Source organism: Marinobacterium stanieri, assembly GCF_900155945.1.
Lineage (GTDB): Bacteria > Pseudomonadota > Gammaproteobacteria > Pseudomonadales > Balneatricaceae > Marinobacterium > Marinobacterium stanieri.
Genome location: NZ_FTMN01000010.1, coordinates 121,121 through 143,603 on the forward strand (window position 1 = coordinate 121,121; position 22,483 = coordinate 143,603).

At 55.4% G+C, this 22,483-nt stretch carries 15 protein-coding genes; 3 read left to right on the plus strand and 12 right to left on the minus strand.

What is annotated here, in order from left to right:
* Positions 1-54: 54 nt before the first annotated feature.
* The 9 genes from gltB to pilM form a co-directional block, all read right to left on the minus strand.
* On the minus strand, positions 55-4,509 hold the full coding sequence (gltB, locus tag BW956_RS18860) for a glutamate synthase large subunit (RefSeq protein ID WP_076465320.1): 4,455 nt from the start codon (positions 4,507-4,509) through the stop codon (positions 55-57).
* A 193-nt stretch (positions 4,510-4,702) separates the two neighbouring features.
* Positions 4,703-6,292, minus strand: coding sequence for an SPOR domain-containing protein (locus tag BW956_RS22120; protein WP_083703151.1), 1,590 nt, complete (start codon positions 6,290-6,292; stop codon positions 4,703-4,705).
* 18 nt (positions 6,293-6,310) lie between these two features.
* Positions 6,311-7,399, minus strand: coding sequence for a 3-dehydroquinate synthase (gene aroB, locus BW956_RS18880; RefSeq protein WP_076465322.1), 1,089 nt, complete (start codon positions 7,397-7,399; stop codon positions 6,311-6,313).
* 24 nt (positions 7,400-7,423) lie between these two features.
* Complete coding sequence (aroK, locus tag BW956_RS18885) at positions 7,424-7,951, minus strand: shikimate kinase AroK (protein ID WP_272941707.1); 528 nt, start codon at positions 7,949-7,951, stop codon at positions 7,424-7,426.
* 36 nt (positions 7,952-7,987) lie between these two features.
* Positions 7,988-10,051, minus strand: coding sequence for a type IV pilus secretin PilQ (locus BW956_RS18890; protein WP_076465324.1), 2,064 nt, complete (start codon positions 10,049-10,051; stop codon positions 7,988-7,990).
* Between the two features lie 5 nt (positions 10,052-10,056).
* Positions 10,057-10,617 carry a pilus assembly protein PilP gene (locus BW956_RS18895; RefSeq protein ID WP_076465326.1) on the minus strand — a complete coding sequence of 187 codons (561 nt, stop codon included), beginning with the start codon at positions 10,615-10,617 and terminating at the stop codon, positions 10,057-10,059.
* Complete coding sequence (locus BW956_RS18900) at positions 10,601-11,206, minus strand: type IV pilus inner membrane component PilO (protein WP_076465329.1); 606 nt, start codon at positions 11,204-11,206, stop codon at positions 10,601-10,603. The genes BW956_RS18895 and BW956_RS18900 overlap by 17 nt, the downstream gene beginning before the upstream one ends.
* Before the next feature lies 1 nt (position 11,207).
* Positions 11,208-11,756, minus strand: coding sequence for a PilN domain-containing protein (locus tag BW956_RS18905; protein ID WP_010324706.1), 549 nt, complete (start codon positions 11,754-11,756; stop codon positions 11,208-11,210).
* Between the two features lie 17 nt (positions 11,757-11,773).
* On the minus strand, positions 11,774-12,832 hold the full coding sequence (gene pilM / locus BW956_RS18910) for a type IV pilus assembly protein PilM (RefSeq protein WP_010324707.1): 1,059 nt from the start codon (positions 12,830-12,832) through the stop codon (positions 11,774-11,776).
* A gap of 157 nt (positions 12,833-12,989) precedes the next feature.
* On the opposite strand from pilM, the gene BW956_RS18915 reads away from it, so the two are divergent.
* On the plus strand, positions 12,990-15,476 hold the full coding sequence (locus BW956_RS18915; RefSeq protein WP_076465332.1) for a penicillin-binding protein 1A: 2,487 nt from the start codon (positions 12,990-12,992) through the stop codon (positions 15,474-15,476).
* Between the two features lie 101 nt (positions 15,477-15,577).
* Here the strand turns inward: BW956_RS18915 and BW956_RS18920 are convergent, their stop codons facing one another.
* From BW956_RS18920 to rpmE, 3 genes are all read right to left on the minus strand, one after another.
* Entirely contained in the window at positions 15,578-16,822 is a 1,245-nt protein-coding gene (locus tag BW956_RS18920; protein WP_076465335.1) for a malic enzyme-like NAD(P)-binding protein, read from the minus strand.
* A 99-nt stretch (positions 16,823-16,921) separates the two neighbouring features.
* Positions 16,922-17,665, minus strand: coding sequence for a thermonuclease family protein (locus BW956_RS18925; RefSeq protein WP_175612045.1), 744 nt, complete (start codon positions 17,663-17,665; stop codon positions 16,922-16,924).
* Between the two features lie 64 nt (positions 17,666-17,729).
* Entirely contained in the window at positions 17,730-17,945 is a 216-nt protein-coding gene (rpmE, locus tag BW956_RS18930; RefSeq protein ID WP_010324711.1) for a 50S ribosomal protein L31, read from the minus strand.
* 311 nt (positions 17,946-18,256) lie between these two features.
* Between rpmE and BW956_RS18935 the strand changes: the two genes are divergently transcribed.
* Together BW956_RS18935 and argS are read left to right on the plus strand one after the other, a co-directional pair.
* Positions 18,257-20,461, plus strand: a complete 2,205-nt coding sequence (locus tag BW956_RS18935; RefSeq protein WP_076465340.1) for a primosomal protein N' — start codon at positions 18,257-18,259, stop codon at positions 20,459-20,461.
* A 263-nt stretch (positions 20,462-20,724) separates the two neighbouring features.
* Positions 20,725-22,482, plus strand: a complete 1,758-nt coding sequence (gene argS, locus BW956_RS18940; RefSeq protein ID WP_010324713.1) for an arginine--tRNA ligase — start codon at positions 20,725-20,727, stop codon at positions 22,480-22,482.
* The last annotated feature ends 1 nt before the right edge of the window (position 22,483 follow it).

A 22,483-nucleotide genomic window follows, 5' to 3' on the forward strand; every position in this document is an offset into this window, starting at 1 on the left:
ACCTCGTCCGGCACCCGCCCGCAGGCAGGTGCAGCTGTTAGTCGTTCTCTGTGCTTACTCGGGACGTACACGCACAGTGTTCAGAAGTTCATTCAGGCTTGCTGCCTTGGGCTTAACCAGCCAGAACTTGCCGCAGAAGTCATAGAAGTTGTCGAGGATCTCCTGACCCCAGGCACTTCCGGTTTCTGCCGTGAACTCCTCGATCACCAGGCGCAGGTGGTGCTTGTACGCTTCCATCTGCTCGGTACCGATGCGGTGGATATCCACCAGCTCGTGGTTGTATTTGTCCACGAAGCTGTTGTCCATATCCAGCACATAGGCGAAGCCGCCCGTCATACCAGCACCGAAGTTGTAGCCGGTTTCACCCAGAACTGTGACAAGACCACCGGTCATGTATTCACAGCAGTGGTCGCCGGCGCCTTCAATCACGGCGTGACAGCCGGAGTTACGCACACCGAAACGCTCACCGGCACGGCCCGCTGCGAACAGCTTGCCGTTGGTTGCACCGTACAGACAGGTGTTACCGATGATGGCGGTTTCGTTGGACTTGAACGTTACGGCATCAAACGGACGCACAACGATTTTGCCGCCAGCCATGCCTTTGCCGACATAGTCGTTGGCATCGCCTTCCAGCAGCAGGTTCTGACCACCGGCGTTCCAGACACCGAAGGACTGACCGGCGTGACCCTGGAAGCGGAAAGTGATCGGCGCATCATTCATGCCCTGGTTGCTGTGCAGACGTGCAATTTCACCGGAGGTACGTGCACCGACAGAACGGTCGCAGTTGGTGATCTTCAGCGTCCACTCACCGCCCTGCTTGCCGGCAATGGCATCGCGTGCCAGCTCCAGCATTTCGGTGTTCAGCGTACCGGCATCATAAGGCTCATTGCGCGGCTGCTGGCAGGTGTGCGGATACTCTTGCGGTACACCGGCGTTACCGATGATCGGCTCCAGATCCAGGTTGGCATGCTTGGCAGTGGTGCCTTCCAGGATTTCCAGCAGATCAACACGGCCAATCAGCTCGTCAAAGCTGCGCACGCCCAGCTGAGCCATCAGCTGGCGGGTTTCTTCAGCGATGAAGCGGAAGAAGTTCTTCACCATTTCCACGGTACCGCGGAAGTGGTCGTTACGCAGGTCTTCACGCTGGGTTGCAACACCGGTCGCACAGTTGTTCAGGTGGCAAATACGCAGGTATTTACAGCCAAGTGCAACCATCGGCATGGTACCGAAACCAAAGCTCTCGGCGCCCAGGATCGCGGCCTTGACCACATCCAGACCAGTCTTCAGACCACCGTCTGTCTGCAGGCGGATCTTGCCACGCAACTGGTTGGCACGCAGTGCCTGCTGCGCATCGGCCAGACCCAGCTCCCAGGGAGAACCGGCATGGTGGATGGAGGTCAGCGGAGATGCAGCTGTACCGCCGTCGTAACCGGAAATGGTGATCAGGTCCGCATAGGCCTTGGCCACACCACAGGCGATGGTGCCAACACCCGGGCGCGATACCAGTTTCACGGATACCAGACCTTCAGGGTTGATCTGCTTGAGGTCAAAGATCAGCTGCGCCAGGTCCTCGATGGAATAGATATCGTGGTGCGGCGGCGGCGAAATCAGTGTCACGCCCGGTACGGAATAACGCAGACGCGCGATCAGGTCGTTGACCTTGCCGCCCGGCAGCTGGCCGCCTTCACCGGGCTTGGCACCCTGAGCGACCTTGATCTGCATGACATCGGCGCTCATCAGGTATTCCGGTGTCACACCGAAACGGCCAGACGCCACCTGCTTGATCTTGGAGCGCTTCATGGTGCCGTGACGGGCCGGGTCTTCACCGCCCTCACCGGAGTTGGAGCGACCGCCCAGCTCGTTCATGGCAACCGCCAGTGCTTCATGCGCTTCCGGAGACAGAGCCCCCAGAGACATGGCCGCACTGTCGAAACGCGGGAAGATGTTTTCAACCGGCTCGACTTCGTCCAGCGGTACCGGCTTCAGCCCCTTCTTCAGGCCCAGCAGATCACGCAGGGTAGCAACGCCACGGTTGTTCACCAGCTCGGCGTAGCGCTCGTAGGCACGCTGATCACCGGAAGTTACGGCTTCATGGATGGTGCGAACAACATCCGGGTTGTAGGCGTGGTATTCGCCATCGTGGACGTACTTCAGCAGGCCACCCTGCTGGATCGGCTTGCGCGCGCTCCAGGCCAGCTTGGCCAGCTCGGCCTGCTCGCCCTGGAAGTCGGCAAAACGCGCACCTTCGATGCGGCTGCAGACACCACGGAAGCAGAGGTCGACCACTTCACTGGACAGGCCCACTGCTTCGAACAGCTGTGCGGCACGGTAAGAGGCAATGGTGGAGATACCCATTTTGGACAGGATCTTCAGCAGGCCCTTGTTGATGCCCTTACGGTAGTTCTCGTGCGCCTGCATCGGCTCCAGACCCAGTTCGCCGGTACGGCAGAGGTCGTTGAGCACGCGGTAGGCCAGATACGGGTAAACAGCCGTGGCACCGAAGCCGAACAGAACCGCCATATGATGCGGGTCACGTGCAGTCGCGGTTTCAACGATCAGGTTGGTTTCACAACGCAGACCTTTTTCCACCAGGTGATGGTGCACAGCACCGGTCGCCATGGCCGCGTGGATCGGCAGTTTGCCGCGCGACAGGTAGGCATCGGTCAGGATCAGCAGTACCTTGCCGCTGCGAGCCGCTTCTTCGGCCTGGTCGCACAGATTACGGATTGCCTGTTCCAGACCGGTTTCCGGATCGTAGTGCAGGTCCAGTTTCTGTGACTCGAAGCCTTCATGCGGGCAGTCACACAGGTAGCGGAACTTGTTGGCAGACAGCACAGGCGTAGTCAGGATAATACGGCGGGCGTGCCCCGGCGTTTCCTCGAATACGTTCTGCTCGGCACCGATGCAGGTTTCCAGTGACATGACGATCGCTTCACGCAGCGGATCGATCGGCGGGTTGGTGACCTGCGCAAACTGCTGACGGAAGTAGTCGTACGGTGAACGTACCTTGTTGGACAGAACCGCCATCGGCTTGTCATCACCCATGGAGCCAACGGCTTCCATACCGGACTCGCCCAGCGGACGCAGTACCTGGTCACGCTCTTCGAACGTTACCTGGAACATCTTCATGTACTGCTTGGTCTCTTCCGGAGACATCTCACGGAAGGACTGGGACTCCATCTCGAAGTTCATGTGCTGTTCGAGACGAATGGCGTTGTCTTTCAGCCACTGCTTGTACGGATGACCGGACTTGAGCTTGTTGTCCACATCCGCAGTGTGCAGCACTTCACCGGTCTGGGTGTCGATAGACAGCATCTGGCCCGGACCCACACGGCCCTGAGACACGATATCTTCCGGCGCATAATCGAATACACCGATCTCGGAAGCAGTACAGATGTAGCCGTCACGGGTCATCACCCAGCGAGACGGGCGCAGACCGTTACGGTCCAGCATGCACACGGCGAAACGACCATCGGTCATGACCATGCCCGCGGGGCCATCCCAGGGCTCCATGTGCATGGAGTGGTAGTCATAGAAGGCACGCAGATCGGAGTCCATGGTCTCAACGTTCTGCCATGCCGGCGGTACGATCATGCGTACAGCCTTATAGATGTCCATGCCGCCTACCAGCAGGAACTCAAGCATGTTATCCATGCTGGAGGAGTCCGAGCCGGTGGTGTTCACGATCGGCTGCAGCTCGTCCAGGTTCGGCAGCTGTTCGGTAACGAACTTGGTGCGACGAGAACGTGCCCAGTTACGGTTACCTTCGATGGTGTTGATTTCACCGTTGTGCGCCAGGAAGCGGAACGGCTGGGCCAGCGGCCAGCGCGGTGCCGTGTTGGTCGAGAAACGCTGGTGATAGGTACAGATGGCCGTTTCCAGACGCGGATCGTTCAGGTCCTGATAGAACACCGGCAGATCTACCGGCATCATCAGGCCCTTGTAGGACAGAACCTTGTCAGACAGGCTGCAAATGTAAAAATCGGGATCTTGATTGAGAGCGTTTTCGGTGAGGCGGCGGGCGGTAAAGAGGCTAACGGCAAATTCACGATCGTCTTTGCCATTTGAATTGATGAATACCTGCTCGATTTGCGGCAGTGTATCCTTCGCGATCGGCCCCAGACATCCTTCATCGGTGGGAACCTCACGCCAACCGGCGACTTGAAGTCCCTGTGCCTCCACAGCGGCATTCAGCTCCTGGCGAGCAGCCTCCGCCAATGCAGGTTCACGGGACAGGAACACCATGCCCACGGCATAGTTTTCACCCAGTTCAACGCCTTGCTCGTCTTTCATGACTGCACGCAGGAAGCTGTCAGGTTTCTGCATCAGCAGACCACAGCCATCCCCCGTCTTGCCGTCCGCAGCGATACCCCCGCGGTGAGTCATGCAAGCAAGTGCTTCAATCGCCTTCTCCAACAAGTCATGACTGGCCTGGCCCTGCATGTGAGCCATCAGGCCGAAGCCACAGTTGTCTTTGAACTCTCCGAGGCGATAAAGACCTTTGTTCATAAGCCGACCTCACTAAAAACATCTTTTTAATCAAATAGTTATATGTATTCCTTTCTCCCGGGGTTCGCTTGACGGGCAAAAAGGGGATGCAATTTTACATGCGCCGACCCGAAAGAACAAATTTTATCCAACCGGTCAAGCGCTTGACAGGGCCAAAAAAAATGGCGCCTGCTGGCGCCATTTTTTATGTAACTTATTGATTTTTCTTCTTTATATCGGCTTTAACACCGGCAATAGAACGTGCCCAGGGACGCAATTTTTGCAACGCTGCCGGTAGCCCCGAAACGGCATTCAAGGCCGAATTTCGGTCTGCATACTGCCCATACACCACAACATGCCAGGGCTTGCCCTTGAAGATCGTACTGAAGTAATAGAAACGCTCGGGCTGTGCCTGCGCATCCAGAAACGCCTTCACGCTCTTCTCTTCGCGTGCTCCCAGCATCTGCAGGGTATAGCCTCGATCCGGCCAGTTCAGCAACTCGGGTTCACGCTGGTACGCCTGGGCCACACCTGAAGACGGCTGAGCCTGCGGTTCCGGTTTAGGTTCCGGTTTAGGTTCCGGTTTAGGTTCCGGTTTAGGTTCCGGTTTAGGCTCTGGTTTAGGCTCTGGCTTGGGCTCCGGTTTGGGCTCCGGTTTGGGCTCCGGTTTAGGCTCCGGTTTAGGCTCCGGTTTAGGCTCCGGTTTAGGCTCCGGTTTAGGCTCCGGTTTGGGCTCCGGTTTGGGCTCCGGTTTGGGCTCCGGTTTGGGCTCTGGCTTGGGCTCTACCGGCGTTGTTGGTGTCGCATCTTCGGCCGCATCAAGGTTGTCAGAGTCCTGCGATGGCTCCCCCTGATTTACAGTAGCGTTCTGCTCGGCATCCGCGTTCAACACCGGCTCAACAGGTGTCGCGACTTGCACTTCAGCCAACTCCAGTGTTTTAACCGGGGCTTCCGTATCTGCAGCTGACACCATCGGCAGCGGCAGGCTGACACGTTCAGTAACGACCGGTACTTCCTCATCTTCAGGCAGGTATTGCCAGATGGCAACAGAGAACACCAGCAGCAGAATCAGTGCCGAAGCCGTGATATGCAGGGGCGGCAAAACCATGGGCATTTTTGCCGAACGACCGCCATCCTTGCGCAGGTGCTCGGCTGCCAATGTACGCAGACGGCCCGGGCGGCCTTCAGCCTTTTCCACCAGGGTGCGTAACTGGCGCGCACCCAGCTCCACCCCATGCGGCAACAGAGATTCAAGATACTCCGAGGATTCCGCCGCAGTAAATGCTTCCAGACGCTCGATATGAAGGTGCCCATCCATTGACTGGGCCAGCCCCAGGTCCTGAAAACGCTCCTCAAATGCAGGTGAGCCGGTCATCAGCAGGCGCGGTGCAGCGCCTCGTTCTGCCGTCACAAAATTGATCAGCAGTTCCAGCGCGTTGTTGGTAAGGTAGTCTGCATCGTCGATCAGGAGAATCAGGGGCACGTCATCATCAGCCAATTGACGCGCCTTGGCGTGTAGTGCAGAGAGACGCAGACGATTATCATCCTGTACCTGCAGATCCAGCGCCGAGACCAACTGAGTGAGCACGGCTGTCACATCAGTGCTGTCATCCAGCTGCAAGTGCGCAACCACATCCGCACTCTGGTGAGGGTCCGGCGCCAGTTGCTGCAACAATGCTGACTTGCCACTTCCGGTTTCCCCTGTAATAAGCAGAAGGAAATCCGAGAAGCGCATCAGGTGCTTCAGCTTCTCCCGCTGCTGCAGGCGAGATTCCGGTTCAAAGTAGTCCAGCGCATCAGCCATGATGACCTGCTATTCCTGTTAAAGTTGACCCAGTTGTGCCCCGGCAGACAGTGTTTCGTCCAGTTTTTCCACGGGGAACTCTGCTGTGACAACACCCTGACCCAAAGATTTCAACAACACAAGGCGCAACTGACCATCCAACACCTTTTTATCCACAGCCATCAGCTCTTTGAAACGCTCAGGTGTCATCGCTTCAGGCGCGACAACCGGCAGCCCTGCCGACTGCAGCAGGGTTTTGACGCGGTCGAGATCCGCCTGAGACAACCAGCCAAGACGAGCCGACAGATCAGCCGACATCAAGGTGCCCGCCCCAACAGCTTCCCCATGCAGCCATTGACCATAGCCCTGGTCGGTTTCGATCGCATGACCAAAGGTATGCCCCAGGTTGAGCAACGCACGGATGCCTGACTCACGCTCGTCCTGAGCGACGATTTCTGCCTTGATTTCACATGAACGATAGATCGCATAGGCAAGCGCCTCGGGATCACGTGCACGCAGGCCAGCCATATTGGCTTCCAGCCAGCTCAGGAAGGCTTCATCGTAGATCAGACCATACTTGATCACTTCGGCCAGACCCGCCGACAGCTCCCGCTCAGGCAGAGAGTTCAACACATCAGTGTCGGCAAGCACCTGCTGCGGCTGATGAAAAGCCCCGATCATGTTTTTACCCAGAGGGTGGTTTACACCGGTTTTCCCCCCCACTGAGGAATCAACCTGAGACAACAAGGTTGTCGGCACCTGGATGAAATCCACACCACGCTGATAGCTGGCGGCGGCAAAACCGGTCATATCACCCACAACACCACCACCCAGCGCAATCAGGGTTGTAGTGCGGTTATGACGTTTTTCCAGCAGCGCATCGAAAATTCGGTTGACGTGCTCCAGATCCTTAAACTGTTCGCCATCGGGCAAAATCACCGTATCAACCTGATAGCCGTCCAGCTGCTGCAAGAGTGTTTGCAGATACAAGGGCGCCACGGTCTCGTTACTGACCACCATCACCTGACGTCCCTTGATATGAGCCGGTAGCAGCTGCTTGGACAACAGGCCCTGCCCGATCTGAATGGGATAACTGCGTGCGCCAAGATCAACGCTCAGTGTTTGCATCGTGGAGAGTCTCCGAGGAAGGATTTATTCAACTGATTTTAGCGGCTGCTGACGTCGAGAAAAGCGAACGATGTCATTCACCACCCCTCTGGGACGTCGTCGATCGGTTTTAATGATCAAATCACAGCAGGAACGGTATAGCGGATCACGCTCGGCAATCAGCTTTTCCAGAACAGCGCGGGGGTTCTCGGTCTGCAGCAAGGGCCGGTTACGATCCTTTGCCGTTCGTTCCAACTGCTGCTCGATCGAGGTATGCAGATAGACCACCAGGCCTCGGCTTTGCAGGTGCTTACGGTTAGCTTCGCGTAATACCGCTCCGCCACCCGTTGCCAGGATAATATTATCCCGCTGTGTCAGTTCATCGATGGCCTGCTCTTCACGCTGCCGAAAGCCTTTTTCGCCTTCAACATCGAAAATCCAGGGGATATTGGTACCAGCCCGGGCCTCAATCTCACGATCCGAATCGAAGAATTCAAGCCCAAGCTCTTGAGAAAGCAAACGCCCTATGGTGCTTTTACCAGCACCCATAGGGCCAATTAGAAACACATTCAAGTTGTTACTGCTCTTGTACTTATCGTCCGGGTTTATTTACCGTCTAAGTGACTCTCGGATCATCTGCGGAGTGATGAAGATCAGGAGTTCATTCTTGGTCTTCTCACTGGTCTTGTTACGGAAAGCAGCACCAACGACCGGAAGATCACCAAAGAACGGGACTTTACTCACACCGTCTCGACGAGACTCCTGGAACACGCCACCTAGTACAACAGTTTCGCCATCATTAACGACAACTGAAGTTGAAAGCTCAGTGGTATCAATAGCGATTTCACCGGTATCAAGGATTTCGCCGATACTATCTTCAGTTACAACCAATTCCATTGCAACTTTGCCACCCGGAATGATCTGAGGTGTCACTTCCAGCTGAAGAACAACATCTTTCCATTCAATTTCAACATCACCATCTTCAATCACTTGATAACCAACTTCCTGGCCTGATTTAATCATGGCGGGTTTACCATTGGTGGTGATGACCTTTGGCTGGGAAATGAGCTCACCCGATCCATCGCTTTCCAATGCAGCAAGTTCCGCGCTCAAGGCAAAGTCACTGCTCAGGAAACCCAAAGCGAATGAGCTGGTAGCATCTGGTATACCCAGGTCAACCTGAAGGGCCTTCGAAACAGTACCAGGCACAACCGCATTACTTCCCACCGTCCAATTGTCCTCGGAGCCGCTCATCCCCCAGCGAACACCGATGTTTTTGGCAAAATCGGAGCTAGCGGTTACCAAACGTGCCTGCACCAGAATTTGAGGGACTTCCACATCAAAAATTTGAATGGTTTTTCGAATTTCCTGCAGTTGTTTGGCAGTTTCTCGAACCATGAGCGTATTGGTTTCATCATCCGCCATGGCGAAACCTTTCTCGGATATCAACTTGGCTTCGATAATACGTTCTTTGATATCAGATGCTTTCCGGAAGTCAATTTGAACAAAATCCGTCACCAGCGGCGCTATCTGCTGCTCACTTTTTTGACTTTCCAGTTCGGCTTTCTCACGCTTTGCTATTTCTTCAGCAGTACCAATGAGAAGGACATTACCTGCTTCTCGTTTATCAAGCCCCTGCGTTTTCAACACGATATCAAGTGCCTGATCCCAAGGAACATTTTTTAGTCGCAGGGTGAGATCGCCTTGGACATTATCACTGACGACAAGGTTCTTCTCGGCCACTTCAGCAATGATCTGCAGAACAGTTCGCACTTCAATATTCTGGAAGTTCAGATCAATCCGCTCACCGTTGTAAGGGAACAAATTGTTCTGTTCTTCCTGCTCGGCAGCAGTGATTGGTTTGAAGTCGACCACAAGCTTACTGCCAACCTGATACACCATATAGTCGTAAGGTTCGGCAGTGGGCTCGACCAGTATCGTTGCCTTGTTGTCCTTTGCCAAAGCATCGATAAAATTGACAGGTGTCGAGAAATCCTGAACATCCAGTCTTTGTGATCCGGTTGAAAGGTCAAGCCCGTCAAGATTGATGACGACTTTGCCACTTTCTTCAACCACATCAAGACCTACGTCTGAGGAGCCAAGATTTACAGTAATTCGTCCTACATCACCCTCAAGACGATGAAAATCAACACCTGTGATAAAGCCGGAGCCATCAACCGTTTCATCCGCTTTATGAGTCGCAGGGTTCGATACTCTTGCTGATGTATTTCCAGAAGCCGACGCCGTACCACCCACATCCAACAGCAGCAAATTCCCATCAACACGCGTGTCATATCCGACAACGTTATTCAGGTTAGCTACGACTCGGGTACGGTCACTTGCCTCGGCAAAATGCAGGCTATCAATACTACCAGACCTGACTGATAGCATTTTTTGGCGTAAAGAGCTGCTTACCCCAGGCAGGTCAAGAACCAAACGCGGGGGCTGTTCAATCATGTAAGCTTTAGGCTGTGGAGGCGGAGAATCGAACTGCATCCGAACCTCTACCGACTGGCCGGGGCGTGTGGTGAATGAAACGTCTTCCAGAATGCTTTCAGCACTCACTGCTCCAGGCAGAATGGAAAGCCCACCCAACATTAAACACAGAGGGGCAAACTGTCGCACACTCTTCTGCTTATTATGGTTCCGTCGGTTAGTATTCACGGTCTGCATCCTTATCAATCCTGCTTATCCAGCGACAGTGTACGGGGGCGCTGCATCCATCCACCTCGCCCATTTGAAATGATTTCAACCAATTCCAAACTGCGCTCGCTAATTTCTACAACTTCACCGTAATCATTTCCAAGATAGTTGCCTTGATGCACACGGTGGACTTCATTGTTGGGATCACGAATCAATGCCCAAAGCTGACTTTGACCGGGTTCAGTGATGACTCCAACCATAGTCAGCTCATCAACTGAAAATTCTTCCAGGTATTCTTTGAGGCGCTCGGTATCAGGCTTCACACTATCATCGGTAAGCGCCGCTCTATTATTTTCGCTTTTTACCAGCGAACGGAAGGGGTCCCTCAGGCTGGAGCCTTCATACACAAAACTTTCATACGGCTTAAACTGAGGCAAAGGCTCAATTCGCCCACTGGGACGGGCCTGCTGCTCCCTGGTAAAGGCCTTCAAGTCTTCCGTGTCATCGACCCAAACACACCCTGCAGCCGACAGGGCCACTAAAAGTGCGAAGCCAAATCTCGGTAAAGTTTTGCCAATATTAGTTGGTATCATCATATCGGTATGTCTTCGCACTAATTTCCATCGAGAGAGTGTTTTCGTCTGCAGGATTAAGTGAGAAATCATGCAAAGTAACGATACGGCGAATTGCCGCAACACCACTTACAAACTCACCCATCTGATGATAAGTACCTCTCACTTGAATGCGGATCGGCAATTCAACGTAAAACTGCTGCTTCCTCTCAGGTTGCAAGGCAATGAGGTTGAATACCAAACCTGCGTCCTGACCAATTTCCGTAATATCTTCCAAAAGGCCGGGCACTTCCTTGTCAGTTGGTAACTGTTTGAGAAGCTCTGCAAATCGCTCTTCAACATCAGCCATCTGCTTACGAAGCGCATCAAGACTGGCAACCTGGAAAGCCTTTCGCTGGTACTCGCTTTTCAAGTCCTGTTCTTTAGCAATTTCTTTCTGCAAGGCTTCATGTTTGTCTTTAACAAGAAACTGCAGCCCTGCCCCAAGAACAATACCAAACACCAAAACATAGACGATCACCTTAACGCCTATGGGCCAACTGCCAGCTTGATTGAAGTCCAGGTTGTTGGGATCAAATCCTTGAAAAGCCTGTTCGAAGGCATTTTTTTTCATACTATTTAGCCTCCTCAGCATCTGGCTTAGTCATCCTGACCTGCAGATTAAATCTCTTCAGGTCATCCGACCTATTGACCTCACTCAAATCAGGCTCATCAAACCAGATAGATCCACCCAGCCGCCTCATGAAAGCAGAAATTTCATCGTTGTTTTCTGCAAGACCATTTACGCTGATAGTTTCGTTGTTTCTTGTAAGCGTCTGATAATGAACACCGTCCGGAAGAACACGGACCAATTCATCAAAACTCCTCACGATAACCGGGCGGTTACCCTGCAGCTGCTGAATTGCGTTCAACCTTGCTAGCAAGCGCTCACGTTTGGATCGAAGCTCGTTGATTTCCTCAATCTTGCGGTCAAGTTTTACAATTTCTGCATTCAGATATTTTTGCCTTTCATCCTGACGATCCATCTGAATATCGTAGTAGTAACTGGCACCCAGCAAGCAAAGAGCACCCAGTAAGCCCGCAGCAACCAAGTTACCGATGAAGCGTTTTTGCAAACGTTCATCGCGTTCTTGTCGCCAGGGCCTGAGATTAATACGAGCCATACATAGTCCCTATGTCGCTAAATATCAAAACTTCTTAATGCCAAACCACAAGCTTTCAGAAGGCTTGGGGAGTCGTGCTCAAGGCGTGTGGGGTTGATTTTGGCGTCTACTTCCACATTCTTGAAAGGGTTGGCAAGCTCAGTCGCGACGCCAATTTCCTCTTGGACCATAGCAGGCAAATCAGCCAAACGGGATGTTCCACCACCAAGGATCAGCTTGCTTAATTGTCCCTGAGGCCCTGAAGAATAGTAAAACTGCAGTGCCCGTGACACTTGCTGAACAACTGTTTGCCTGAAAGGCATGACAAAATTTTCGACAATTTCGTCGGGTAGTTCACCGCTGTTAAGCTGCTTCTCAACTTCAGCAACATCCAAGCCACTATGTTGGTGAATCATGTTACTGAGGTCGTTACCACCGAAAGCCTGCTCACGGTTGTATATTATTTTAGAGCCTTTGAATACATTAAGGGTTAGCGTCGCAGCACCGATATCTACGATCCCGGTCACTTTGCTTTCATCCAAATCATCCACAAGGAGGGTCAGCGCTCGCTCAGTCGCATAGGTGTCGATGTCAATAATCTCACACTTCAAGCCAGAGCCATTAATGGCATCTTCTCGTGCATCCGTATCATCGCGGCGACAAGCGACTAACAACACCTCATTCAAGTCAGGAGCTTTCTGGACAGGCCCCAACACTTCAAAATCGAGGGCAACCTCGTCAAGGGGATAGGGTATAAATTGATCTGCCTCAATCTGGACTTGTTCTTCTAGCTCCAGACCTTCAAAGGCATTACTGATTTCCAGATATTTTGTAATAACAGCAGACGAAGGCACAGCTGTTACAGCTGAGCTAAGCTTACCCCCGCAAATCTTTAGGCCTCTTTCAATGGCACTGGAGACTTCACCAGGGATTTCAACATTTCCGTCAACAACAGCAGCTGGAGGCAGTGCCACCGAAGCATACCCCTGAATTCGATATGCTCTTCCATGTTGACTTAGAGCAACAAGCTTGACAGAAGAGGAGCCTATATCCACTCCTACCCAGCCGGCAGACTTTGGCTTGAGAAAGCTGAGCACGACATTTTCCTTATATCAGTCAGGTGAAGTCCCGCAAACGCTCACAATGTAGCTTGTATTGGGCACAATTTAAACTGTCGGTTCATTCTGGACCCGCCAGCACACACCTATATAATGATCCAGCTCTATATTTTTTTCGCTAATCTTGAAGGGCAGCATGCGAATTCTCAAACGTTTATTTAAATGGCTCGCAACCCTGTCGCTAATCGGCGTCTTTCTGGGAGTTGTCGCTTTATCGGGGGCATATCTCTATTTCAGCCCAGAAATGCCGGATGTGCAAACATTGCGACAGGTTAAGTTCCAAACGCCACTGCGTATATATTCCAGCGATGACAAACTGATCGCAGAATTTGGCGAAAAGAAACGCGCCCCGGTGAGTTTCGAACAGATTCCTGACGATTTCATTAAAGCGTTACAGGCAGCAGAAGATGCCCGCTTTTTTGATCATTTCGGTATCGATATTCGTGGCTTGACCCGAGCAGCTTTTCAGCTGGCTTCAACCGGGCGTATTCAGAGCGGCGGCTCGACAATCACCATGCAGGTGGCCAAAAACTTCTTCCTTACTCGCGAGCAAACCTTCAAGCGCAAGTTTGTTGAAATTCTGCTGTCCCTGCAGATCGAGCGTGAGCTGGATAAACAGGAGATCATGGAGCTCTATGTCAACAAGATCTACTTAGGTCACCGCTCCTATGGCATCCAGGCTGCTGCCAATACCTACTACGGCAAAAACATCAATGAACTGAGCCTGGCGGAGCTGGCCATGATCGCAGGCTTGCCCAAGGCACCTTCCGCCTTTAACCCGATCACCAACCCTGAGCGTGCCAAAGAACGTCGCGACTGGATTCTTGGTCGCATGCTCAAGCTGGGCTATATCGACACTGCTGCCCATGATGTCGCAATCGAGACACCGGTCCACGCCCGCTACCACCGCAGCGATATCGAGCTGAATGCGCCTTACATTGCCGAGGTGGTGCGGCAGCAGCTGTTCGACCTTTACGGTGAAGACCTGTATACCGACGGCTACCGCGTGTGGACAACCGTCAACAGCCGTATGCAGGCAGAAGCCACTGCAGCCGTTCGTCGCGGCCTGCTTGATTACACCGAGCGCCACGGTTACCGCGGCGCCGAGGCCAGCATCGACATTGAAGCTCTCAGCCCGGCCGATCAGCTCAACGCCCTGCAGAACCACACGGCCTATGCAGGCCTGGAACCGGCACTGGTTCTGGCCGTGGACGCAGAGGGCGCAGACCTGCTGTTACGTGACGAAACCGAGGTACGTTTGGACTGGGCCGGCATCAAATGGGCGCGTCCTTTCCGCAGCATCCACTGGACAGGCCCTGCACCCAAAACACCTGCCGATGTCGTCAGCGCCGGCGACGTCATTCGCGTTATGAATGATGCCGAAGGTAACCTTAAGCTGACCCAGCTGCCCGAAGTACAGGGTGCACTGGCAGCCCTGGCCCCTCAGGATGGTGCCGTTCGCGCACTGGTGGGTGGTTTCAGCTTCTATCACAACAAGTTCAATCGTGCGACTCAGGCCTACCGCCAGCCGGGCTCCAACATCAAGCCGTTCCTGTACACCGCAGCGCTTGAAAACGGCTTCACCCCTGCCTCCATCATAAACGATGCACCGGTGGTGTTTCATGACGTCAGCCTTGAAGGTGCCTGGCGTCCTGAGAACGACAATGGCGAATTCAACGGCCCCACCCGCCTGCGTGAAGCACTGTATCGCTCCCGTAACCTGGTTTCCATCCGCTTGATGCGTGCACTGGGAATCGAGCAGGCGCGCCAGTTCATGCTGCGTTTTGGCTTCGAGCCTGACCGCTTCCCAGCTAACCTGTCACTATCGCTGGGCAGCGCCTCGGCCACACCACTTCAGGTAGTGACGGGCTATGCCGCGCTGGCAAACGGTGGTTTTCGCGTTGAACCCTACCTGATCAGCCACATTACCGATGCCGAAGGCAAGATGCTGCTGAAGGCCAACCCGCTGCAAGCCTGCTCGGAATGCGAGGGCGATACCGGCGAGCAGGGTACAACCACAGCAGCTGTACCAATAGCTGCTGAGCCAACACCTGCTGAGCCCCAGGCAGCCGAGGGCGAGATCGCGGTGACTTCAATTCTGCAGCCCGCCGATGCCCCCCAACATCCGCGATATGCCGAGCGGATCATCAGTCCGCGCAACGCCTTCCTGATGTATGACATCATGAACGATGTTATCAACCGCGGCACCGGACGCCGCGCGCTGGCACTGAAACGCTCTGACTTGGCCGGCAAAACCGGTACCACCAACGAGCAGAAGGATGTCTGGTTCAGCGGCTTCAACACGGAGTTGGTCGCCACCACCTGGGTCGGCTTTGACCAGCCAAGCCCGCTGGGACGCGGCGAGTATGGCAGCAGCCGAGCCCTGCCGATCTGGATCGACTTTATGGAAGATGCGCTCGAAGGCGTACCCGAGAACCGGCCTTCGGCACCGGCGGGGGTGGTGCGTATTCGTATCGATCCGGCCAGCGGCAAACGCGCCTATTCCGGTCAGGAGAATGCCATCTATGAGTACTTCCGTACCGAGGACGTGCCCACTGAAACGGCTCGCAGCCCGGAGCAGCAAATGCAGGCACCGGCCACTGAAGCCATCTTCAGTTACTAGCTAACCGAGTGCCGCGTTCGGACATAAAAAAACCGCTGCCGAAGCAGCGGTTTTTTGTATCTTCCCGCACCATCATCCGATGCTGCGGTTTACCCACCAACTTACAGAGGGTAGTGCTCAGGCATCGGCAGACGTGCCACGCCAGTATCGATCGCAGCCTTGGCAACGGCGTGAGAAATCGCGCCCAGCAGACGGGAGTCTGTTGCCTTCGGCAGAATGTAATCGCGACCGAATTCAAGCTCCTGAAGGCCGTAGGCATTCAGTACTTCCGGCGTTACCGGCTCTTTGGCCAGATCTGCCAGCGCACGTACGGCTGCCGCTTTCATATCTTCGTTGATGGCGGTTGCACGAACGTCCAGCGCGCCACGGAAGATGAACGGGAAGCCCAGTACGTTGTTAACCTGGTTCGGGTAATCAGAACGACCGGTAGCCATGATCACATCAGAGCGGGTCGCACGCGCCAGATCCGGTTTAATTTCGGGATCCGGGTTCGCGCAAGCGAAGACGATCGGGTTGTCCGCCATCTTCAGCAGATCTTCTGGAGACAGCAGATCAGGACCAGACAGACCTACAAATACGTCTGCGCCTTCAATTGCGTCTTCCAGAGTACGTTTATCGGTTTCAGTGGCAAATGCCGCTTTTTCCGGAGTCAGATCTTCGCGACCGGAGTGGATCACACCCTTACGGTCCAGCATGAAGATGTTTTCGACCTTGGCACCCATATTGATCAGCAGCTTCATGCATGCGCTGGCAGCAGCGCCCGCACCCAAGCATACGATCTGTGCTTCTTCCAGCTTCTTGCCGGCCAGTTCCAGTGCGTTGATCATGCCGGCCGCCGTTACAATCGCGGTGCCGTGCTGGTCATCGTGGAATACAGGGATGTTGCAGCGTTCGATCAGGACGCGCTCGATCTCGAAGCATTCAGGTGCCTTGATGTCTTCCAGATTGATTCCACCAAAGGTTTCAGCAATACGGGCAACCGTATCGATGAAGGCCTGCGGGCTCTCGGCGTCTACTTCGATATCGATGGAATCGATATTGGCGAAACGCTTGAACAGCAGGGACTTACCTTCCATTACCGGCTTGGAAGCCAACGGACCCAGGTCGCCCAGACCCAGGATAGCGGAACCGTTGGAGATCACGGCAACCAGGTTACCCTTGGCAGTGTAGCGGTACGCTGCTTCAGGGTCCTTGGCGATCTCACGGACCGGCTCGGCCACACCCGGCGAATACGCCAGGGAAAGATCGCGAGAAGTCTCAGCAGAGGTAGACAGCTCTACACTGATTTTGCCCGGACGAGGAAACTCGTGATAATCGAGGGCAGCTTGTTTAAAGTCTTGAGACATGGTTGCTGTTTCCAACTAAGGTTGTAAAAAGACGGACTTGCATCATATATAAAAGCAATATCCACAACAACCGCCCTTCAGACGATGCTGATTACGACTTCAGAGCCTCTGCAGATGGCGTAAATGGGTGATTTTCAGCAACCAGCGCTGACGTCCTGATGACTGCGTCTGACCGCGTCTCTGGCGATCGATGATCCAGCCTCGCGCCTGTAACAGCTGACCTCTGCGCCAGCCGGATGCCCCTTGAGCCTTCAGCTCGACAGGCAGAAACAGGGCCAGGTGATTGTCCAGATCCATATAAGTACCGGACGATGTCCGGGTTACTCGCGTAATACGGCCTTTTACCAGCGCAAAGCCACCCTGACGAATATCGCTTGCCTGGCGAGCGCCTTGCTGCCATACGCCCTTGCCGGCCCGCTTGGCGCGTGCCTCGGCCTTAAAAAGGCAGCTTTCCAGATTCCGGCCCACACCTCTGGCCAGCACGTGCCCAAGACCTGCCTCAGCCAGCCCCTCGGCGACCAGTCGGCCGTCCGGCAAATAAACGTGAGCAAGCATGCGACCATATCGATCCTGCTTGCCACTGCCTTGCACCCAATACACTTCGCGGCCCTGCGTGTGCACCTCAAGCCACTGGGCTGCACTGCGAGCAAACGGCTGATCCTGACGCCCGTCTCGACCCAGTTCGGGTGTATTGATACCCAGCAAACGAATACGGCTCCCATCGGCCAGCTTCAGCGTATCGCCATCATACACATGCGCCACTCTGGCATAGTCACCACCGAGCAGCCGGGGACAGGTGCCCTCCTGGGCAGACACCTGCTCAAACGGGAGCAGTGTCAGCAAGGCACAAACAAAAAAGGCACCCCAGTGGGGTGCCTTCTTCGTGTGCTCTCTTGGCAAGAACTGCTTAGTTCTTGAAGCCACGAGAACCGAAACGTTTCTTGAAGCGGTCAACACGGCCACCAGAAGTCGCTTCCTTCTGCTTGCCTGTGTAGAACGGGTGACACTGGCTGCATACGTCGACCAGCATGTCTTTACCCATAGTAGAGCGGGTGTTCATTACGTTACCGCAAGAGCAGGTAACGGTGATTTCGGTGTATTCCGGATGGATACCAGCTTTCATCTTAAACCTCGATAAAATTGGCGTGCCGCCACCCGGTCGAATTCATTGCCGCCAGGCACCGCACGATTCTGGATCGGCTTGTCATTCCCCGAGCAATATGTCTGAAACACTTTGCCCGCCAAAAGACAGCCGTCGTTCGTTACAACTAAGGCGCAAAATTATACGCATGCAAGTCGCCACTCACAAGCAAAAAAGGGCTTTACCGCCACCTTAATAAGCACCTTGCCAAGCTGCCGGGCCGGCATAGGTTGTCAGGCTCTCGCCTGTTAGACTATCGCCATGATCAAAGCCAACCCATATGTGCCGCGCCGATGCTGATTTTTCGTCTGGCAATACCCTCTCCCTTGCACCGACTATTTGACTATCGACCGCCCGTGTACGGCGCAGTTGATGCAGCGCCCGGTTGCCGGGTACGCGTCCCCTTCGGTAACCGTGAGGTGATCGGTATTCTGGTCGACCGGGTTGCAGAAACCGAGAGCGACTGTCCACCCGACAAGCTCAAAGCTGCGCTGGAAGTGCTGGATGAAATACCGGTGCTCTGCGATGAGCTTTATCAGCTGACCTGCTGGGCTGCGCGCTACTACCAGCACCCTCTGGGGGATGCACTTCAGCAAGCCCTGCCCGTACTCTTGCGCCAGGGGCAGTCGGACCGTTTTCAGCATCAAACCCTCTGGCGCGCCAGTCAGGATGCATCGCTGTCCCAGTTGGCCAGCAATGCCCATCGCCAGCGCGAACTGCTGCAACTGCTACTGGAGCACCCTCAGGGTATCAGTACCGATGCTCTGAAAGCAGAGGGGGGCGACCCCAAATTGCTGCGAACGCTGGAGAGTAAAGGACTGGCGGCCAGCATGGAAAAGCGCCCGCAACTGCCACACGCCGACGAGCAGGAACAGGTGCTGCGCGAAGCCCCCCTGACTCTGAATAACGAACAGGGCGCCGTGGTTTCACGTCTGCAGCAGGCCAACGGATTCCTGCCACTACTGCTGGAAGGTGTTACCGGCTCGGGCAAGACCGAAGTGTATCTGCAGGCGATCCAACATGTGCTGGAACAGGGCAAACAGGCTCTGGTACTGGTACCCGAAATCGGCCTCACACCGCAGACAACCGCCCGCTTCAAGGCGCGCTTCAACGTCCCGGTTCTGGCCCTGCATTCAGGCATGACCGACCGCCAGCGCCTGGATGCCTGGCTCTGGGCCCGCGAAGGCAGCGCCCGAATTCTGATCGGCACGCGCTCGGCCATTTTCACCCCGCTCAAGCATCCCGGCATCATTATTGTTGACGAAGAACACGACGGCTCCTTTAAACAGCAGGACGGCTTTCGCTACCACGCCCGCGACCTGGCCGTGTACCGTGCCCGTCAGCTCAACGTACCCGTCCTTCTGGGCAGCGCTACCCCTTCGCTGGAGTCACTGCAGAATGCACTCAGTGGCCGCTTTGAGCACCTGCGCCTGACCCAACGCGCAGGTAATGCGCGCCCCCCAAAATTTGAGCTGATGGATATCAAGCAGCAAACGCTGGATGCCGGCCTGTCCTCCGGCTTGCTTGCCCGTATCCACCAGCATCTGCGCCAGGGGACCCAGGTACTGATTTTCCTAAACCGGCGCGGTTTTTCGCCGGCGCTGGTATGCCATGATTGCGGCACCCCCGTGGATTGCACCCGCTGCGATGCCCGCATGACGCTGCACCGCCAGCCACCGCACCTGCACTGCCACCACTGCGACCGCCAGACACCAATCCCGCGCCGCTGCAGCCAATGTGGCAGTGACCAGCTGCGCCCCGCTGGTAGCGGCACCGAACGCATTGAAGATCGCTTGCAGGTCCATTTCCCGGATGTACCCATCCACCGCGTGGACCGTGACAGCACCCAGCGCAAAAACGCACTGGAAAGAATCATGACCGAGGTTCACAAGGGCGAGCCCTGCATTCTGGTAGGCACACAGATGCTGGCCAAGGGCCACCATTTCCCCAAAGTAACACTGGTCGCCATACTCGATGCCGATGCTGGCCTGTTCAGCGCCGATTTCCGCGGCATGGAGAAAACTGCTCAGCTCACTCTGCAAGTAGCCGGTCGAGCCGGTCGTGCGGATCATCCCGGCGAGGTAGTGCTGCAGACCATGCAAGCCGATCACCCCATGCTCAACACTCTGGTACACGCCGGCTACGAGCCTTTTGCCCGTGAAGAACTGCGCCTGCGTCAGGGCGGTCATCTGCCCCCCTTCTCCCACCATGCCCTGATCCGGGCTGAAGCCAACCGTCAGGGGTTGGCGGAAAACTTCCTGCTCAGCCTGCGTGAGTGGGGGCAGCAATATCTGCCCGAACATGTGCACTGCATCGGCCCCTTCCCGGCCTTGATGGAGAAACGTGCCGGCCTGTTCCGTGCCCAGATGCTGATTCAGGCCGGGCAACGCAAACCCTTACACCAAGCCCTGGCGCTGCTGGTCAGCATGATGCAGGAACACCCGGAAGCACGGCGGGTACGCTGGACACTGGATGTGGACCCGATCGACAGTTACTAGCTTGAAAAGCCCATTCCGGCAGGTGTGGGTGCCGTGTGAAGGCGACCGTCTGCCGCCAGGGAAGGCGGCAGCCCGAGCGGTCAGGGATGACGCAAAGCGTGTCGCATTCACATGGCGCCCTCACCAGACACGACCAAAGCAAAACAAAGGCGCCTCTCCTTTATCGAACCGGATCCGACTGATTGGCAATTGACCACCTGCAGGGCGTATAATGTCCGGTTTATTGCATCATTCTGATCGTCAATTCCAGCCAGAGTACCCCGATGAAAGAACAGATTGCCCAGTTGATCGAGACGGCTCTCGATTCCCTGATCGCAGACGGCACCCTGCCGGCCGACATCACGCCCAACATCCAGGTGGAAAACACCCGCGACAAGGCGCACGGCGACTTCGCCAGCAACATTGCCCTGACTCTGGCCAAGCCGGCACGACGAAACCCGCGCGAACTGGCACAGCAAATCTGTGATGCCCTGCCCCAATCCGGCAGCGTCGACAAAACCGAGATTGCAGGCCCCGGCTTCATCAACTTCTTTGCCAACCAGGCCTCTACCTTTGCCGTTGTCGGCGAGATCCTGGAGCAGGGTGACAGCTTTGGCCGCGCCCAGCCCAACTCGGGCCCGCGCATGCAGGTCGAATTCGTATCCGCCAACCCGACCGGCCCGCTGCACGTGGGCCATGGCCGAGGTGCCGCCTACGGCGCGACCGTTTCTGACCTGCTGGAAGCCGCCGGCGTGGAAGTGGAACGTGAATATTACGTCAACGATGCCGGCCGTCAGATGAACATTCTGGCCGTCAGTGTCTGGCTGCGTTACCTGGAACTGAACGACCAGGAACTGACCTTCCCCAGCAATGGTTACCAGGGTTACTACATTCGCGATATCGCCAACGACCTGATCAAGGACCATGGCGACCGCTTCAACTTCCCGGCTGCCGACGTTTTCTTTGAGATCCCTGCTGACGAACCGGCTGGTGGTGACAAGGAAATCCACATCGATGCACTGATCGAGCGTGCCCGCCAGCTGCTGGGTGATGACTACGAAACCGTGTTCGATGCCGGCCTGACCGCCATTCTGGGCGACATTCGTGAAGACCTGTCCGAGTTTGGTGTTGATTACCAGGAATGGTTCTCCGAACGCTCCCTGACCAGCAGCGGTGATGTCAGCCGCGCGCTGGAACAGCTGGAAGCCAAGGGCTACCTGTACGAAGAGGAAGGCAACCTCTGGTTCCGTTCTACCGACTTCGGTGATGACAAGGACCGCGTGGTCAAACGTGCCAACGGCCAGACCACCTACTTCGCGTCCGACATCGCCTACCACATGAACAAGTTCGAGCGTGGCTTCGACAAGGTGGTGAATATCTGGGGTGCTGACCACCACGGTTATATCGCCCGTGTTAAAGCCGCCATCCAGGCGATGGGCTACGACCCGGAGAAACTGGAAGTGCGTCTGGTGCAGTTTGCCATCCTGTATCGCGGCAGCGAACGCGTACAGATGTCCACCCGCTCTGGCTCCTTCGTGACCCTGCGTGAACTGCGCAACGAAGTGGGTAACGACGCCTGCCGCTTCTTCTATGTGACCCGTAAAGCGGATCAGCACATGGACTTCGACCTGGAGCTGGCCAAGTCCGAATCCAAGGACAACCCGGTGTACTACATCCAGTACGCCCACGCCCGTGTCTGCTCGGTACTGCGCAAGCTGGACAGCGAAGGCATGGCCTGGGATCAGGCTGCCGGCCTGGCGTCTCTGGAGCGTCTGGAAAGCGAAACCGAGAAGGACCTGGTCAAGCAGCTGGCCAAGTATCCGGAAACCCTGCAGCACGCGGCACTCAACTTCGAACCGCACATGCTGGCCAACTATCTGCGCGATCTGGCCGGTGACTTCCACACCTGGTACAACGGCCACAAGCTGATCATTGACGATGCCGAACTGCGTAATGCCCGCCTGACCCTGAGCGTCTCTGTACGCCAGGTACTGGCCAACGGCCTCAAACTGCTGGGCGTGTCCGCACCGGAGCAGATGTAAC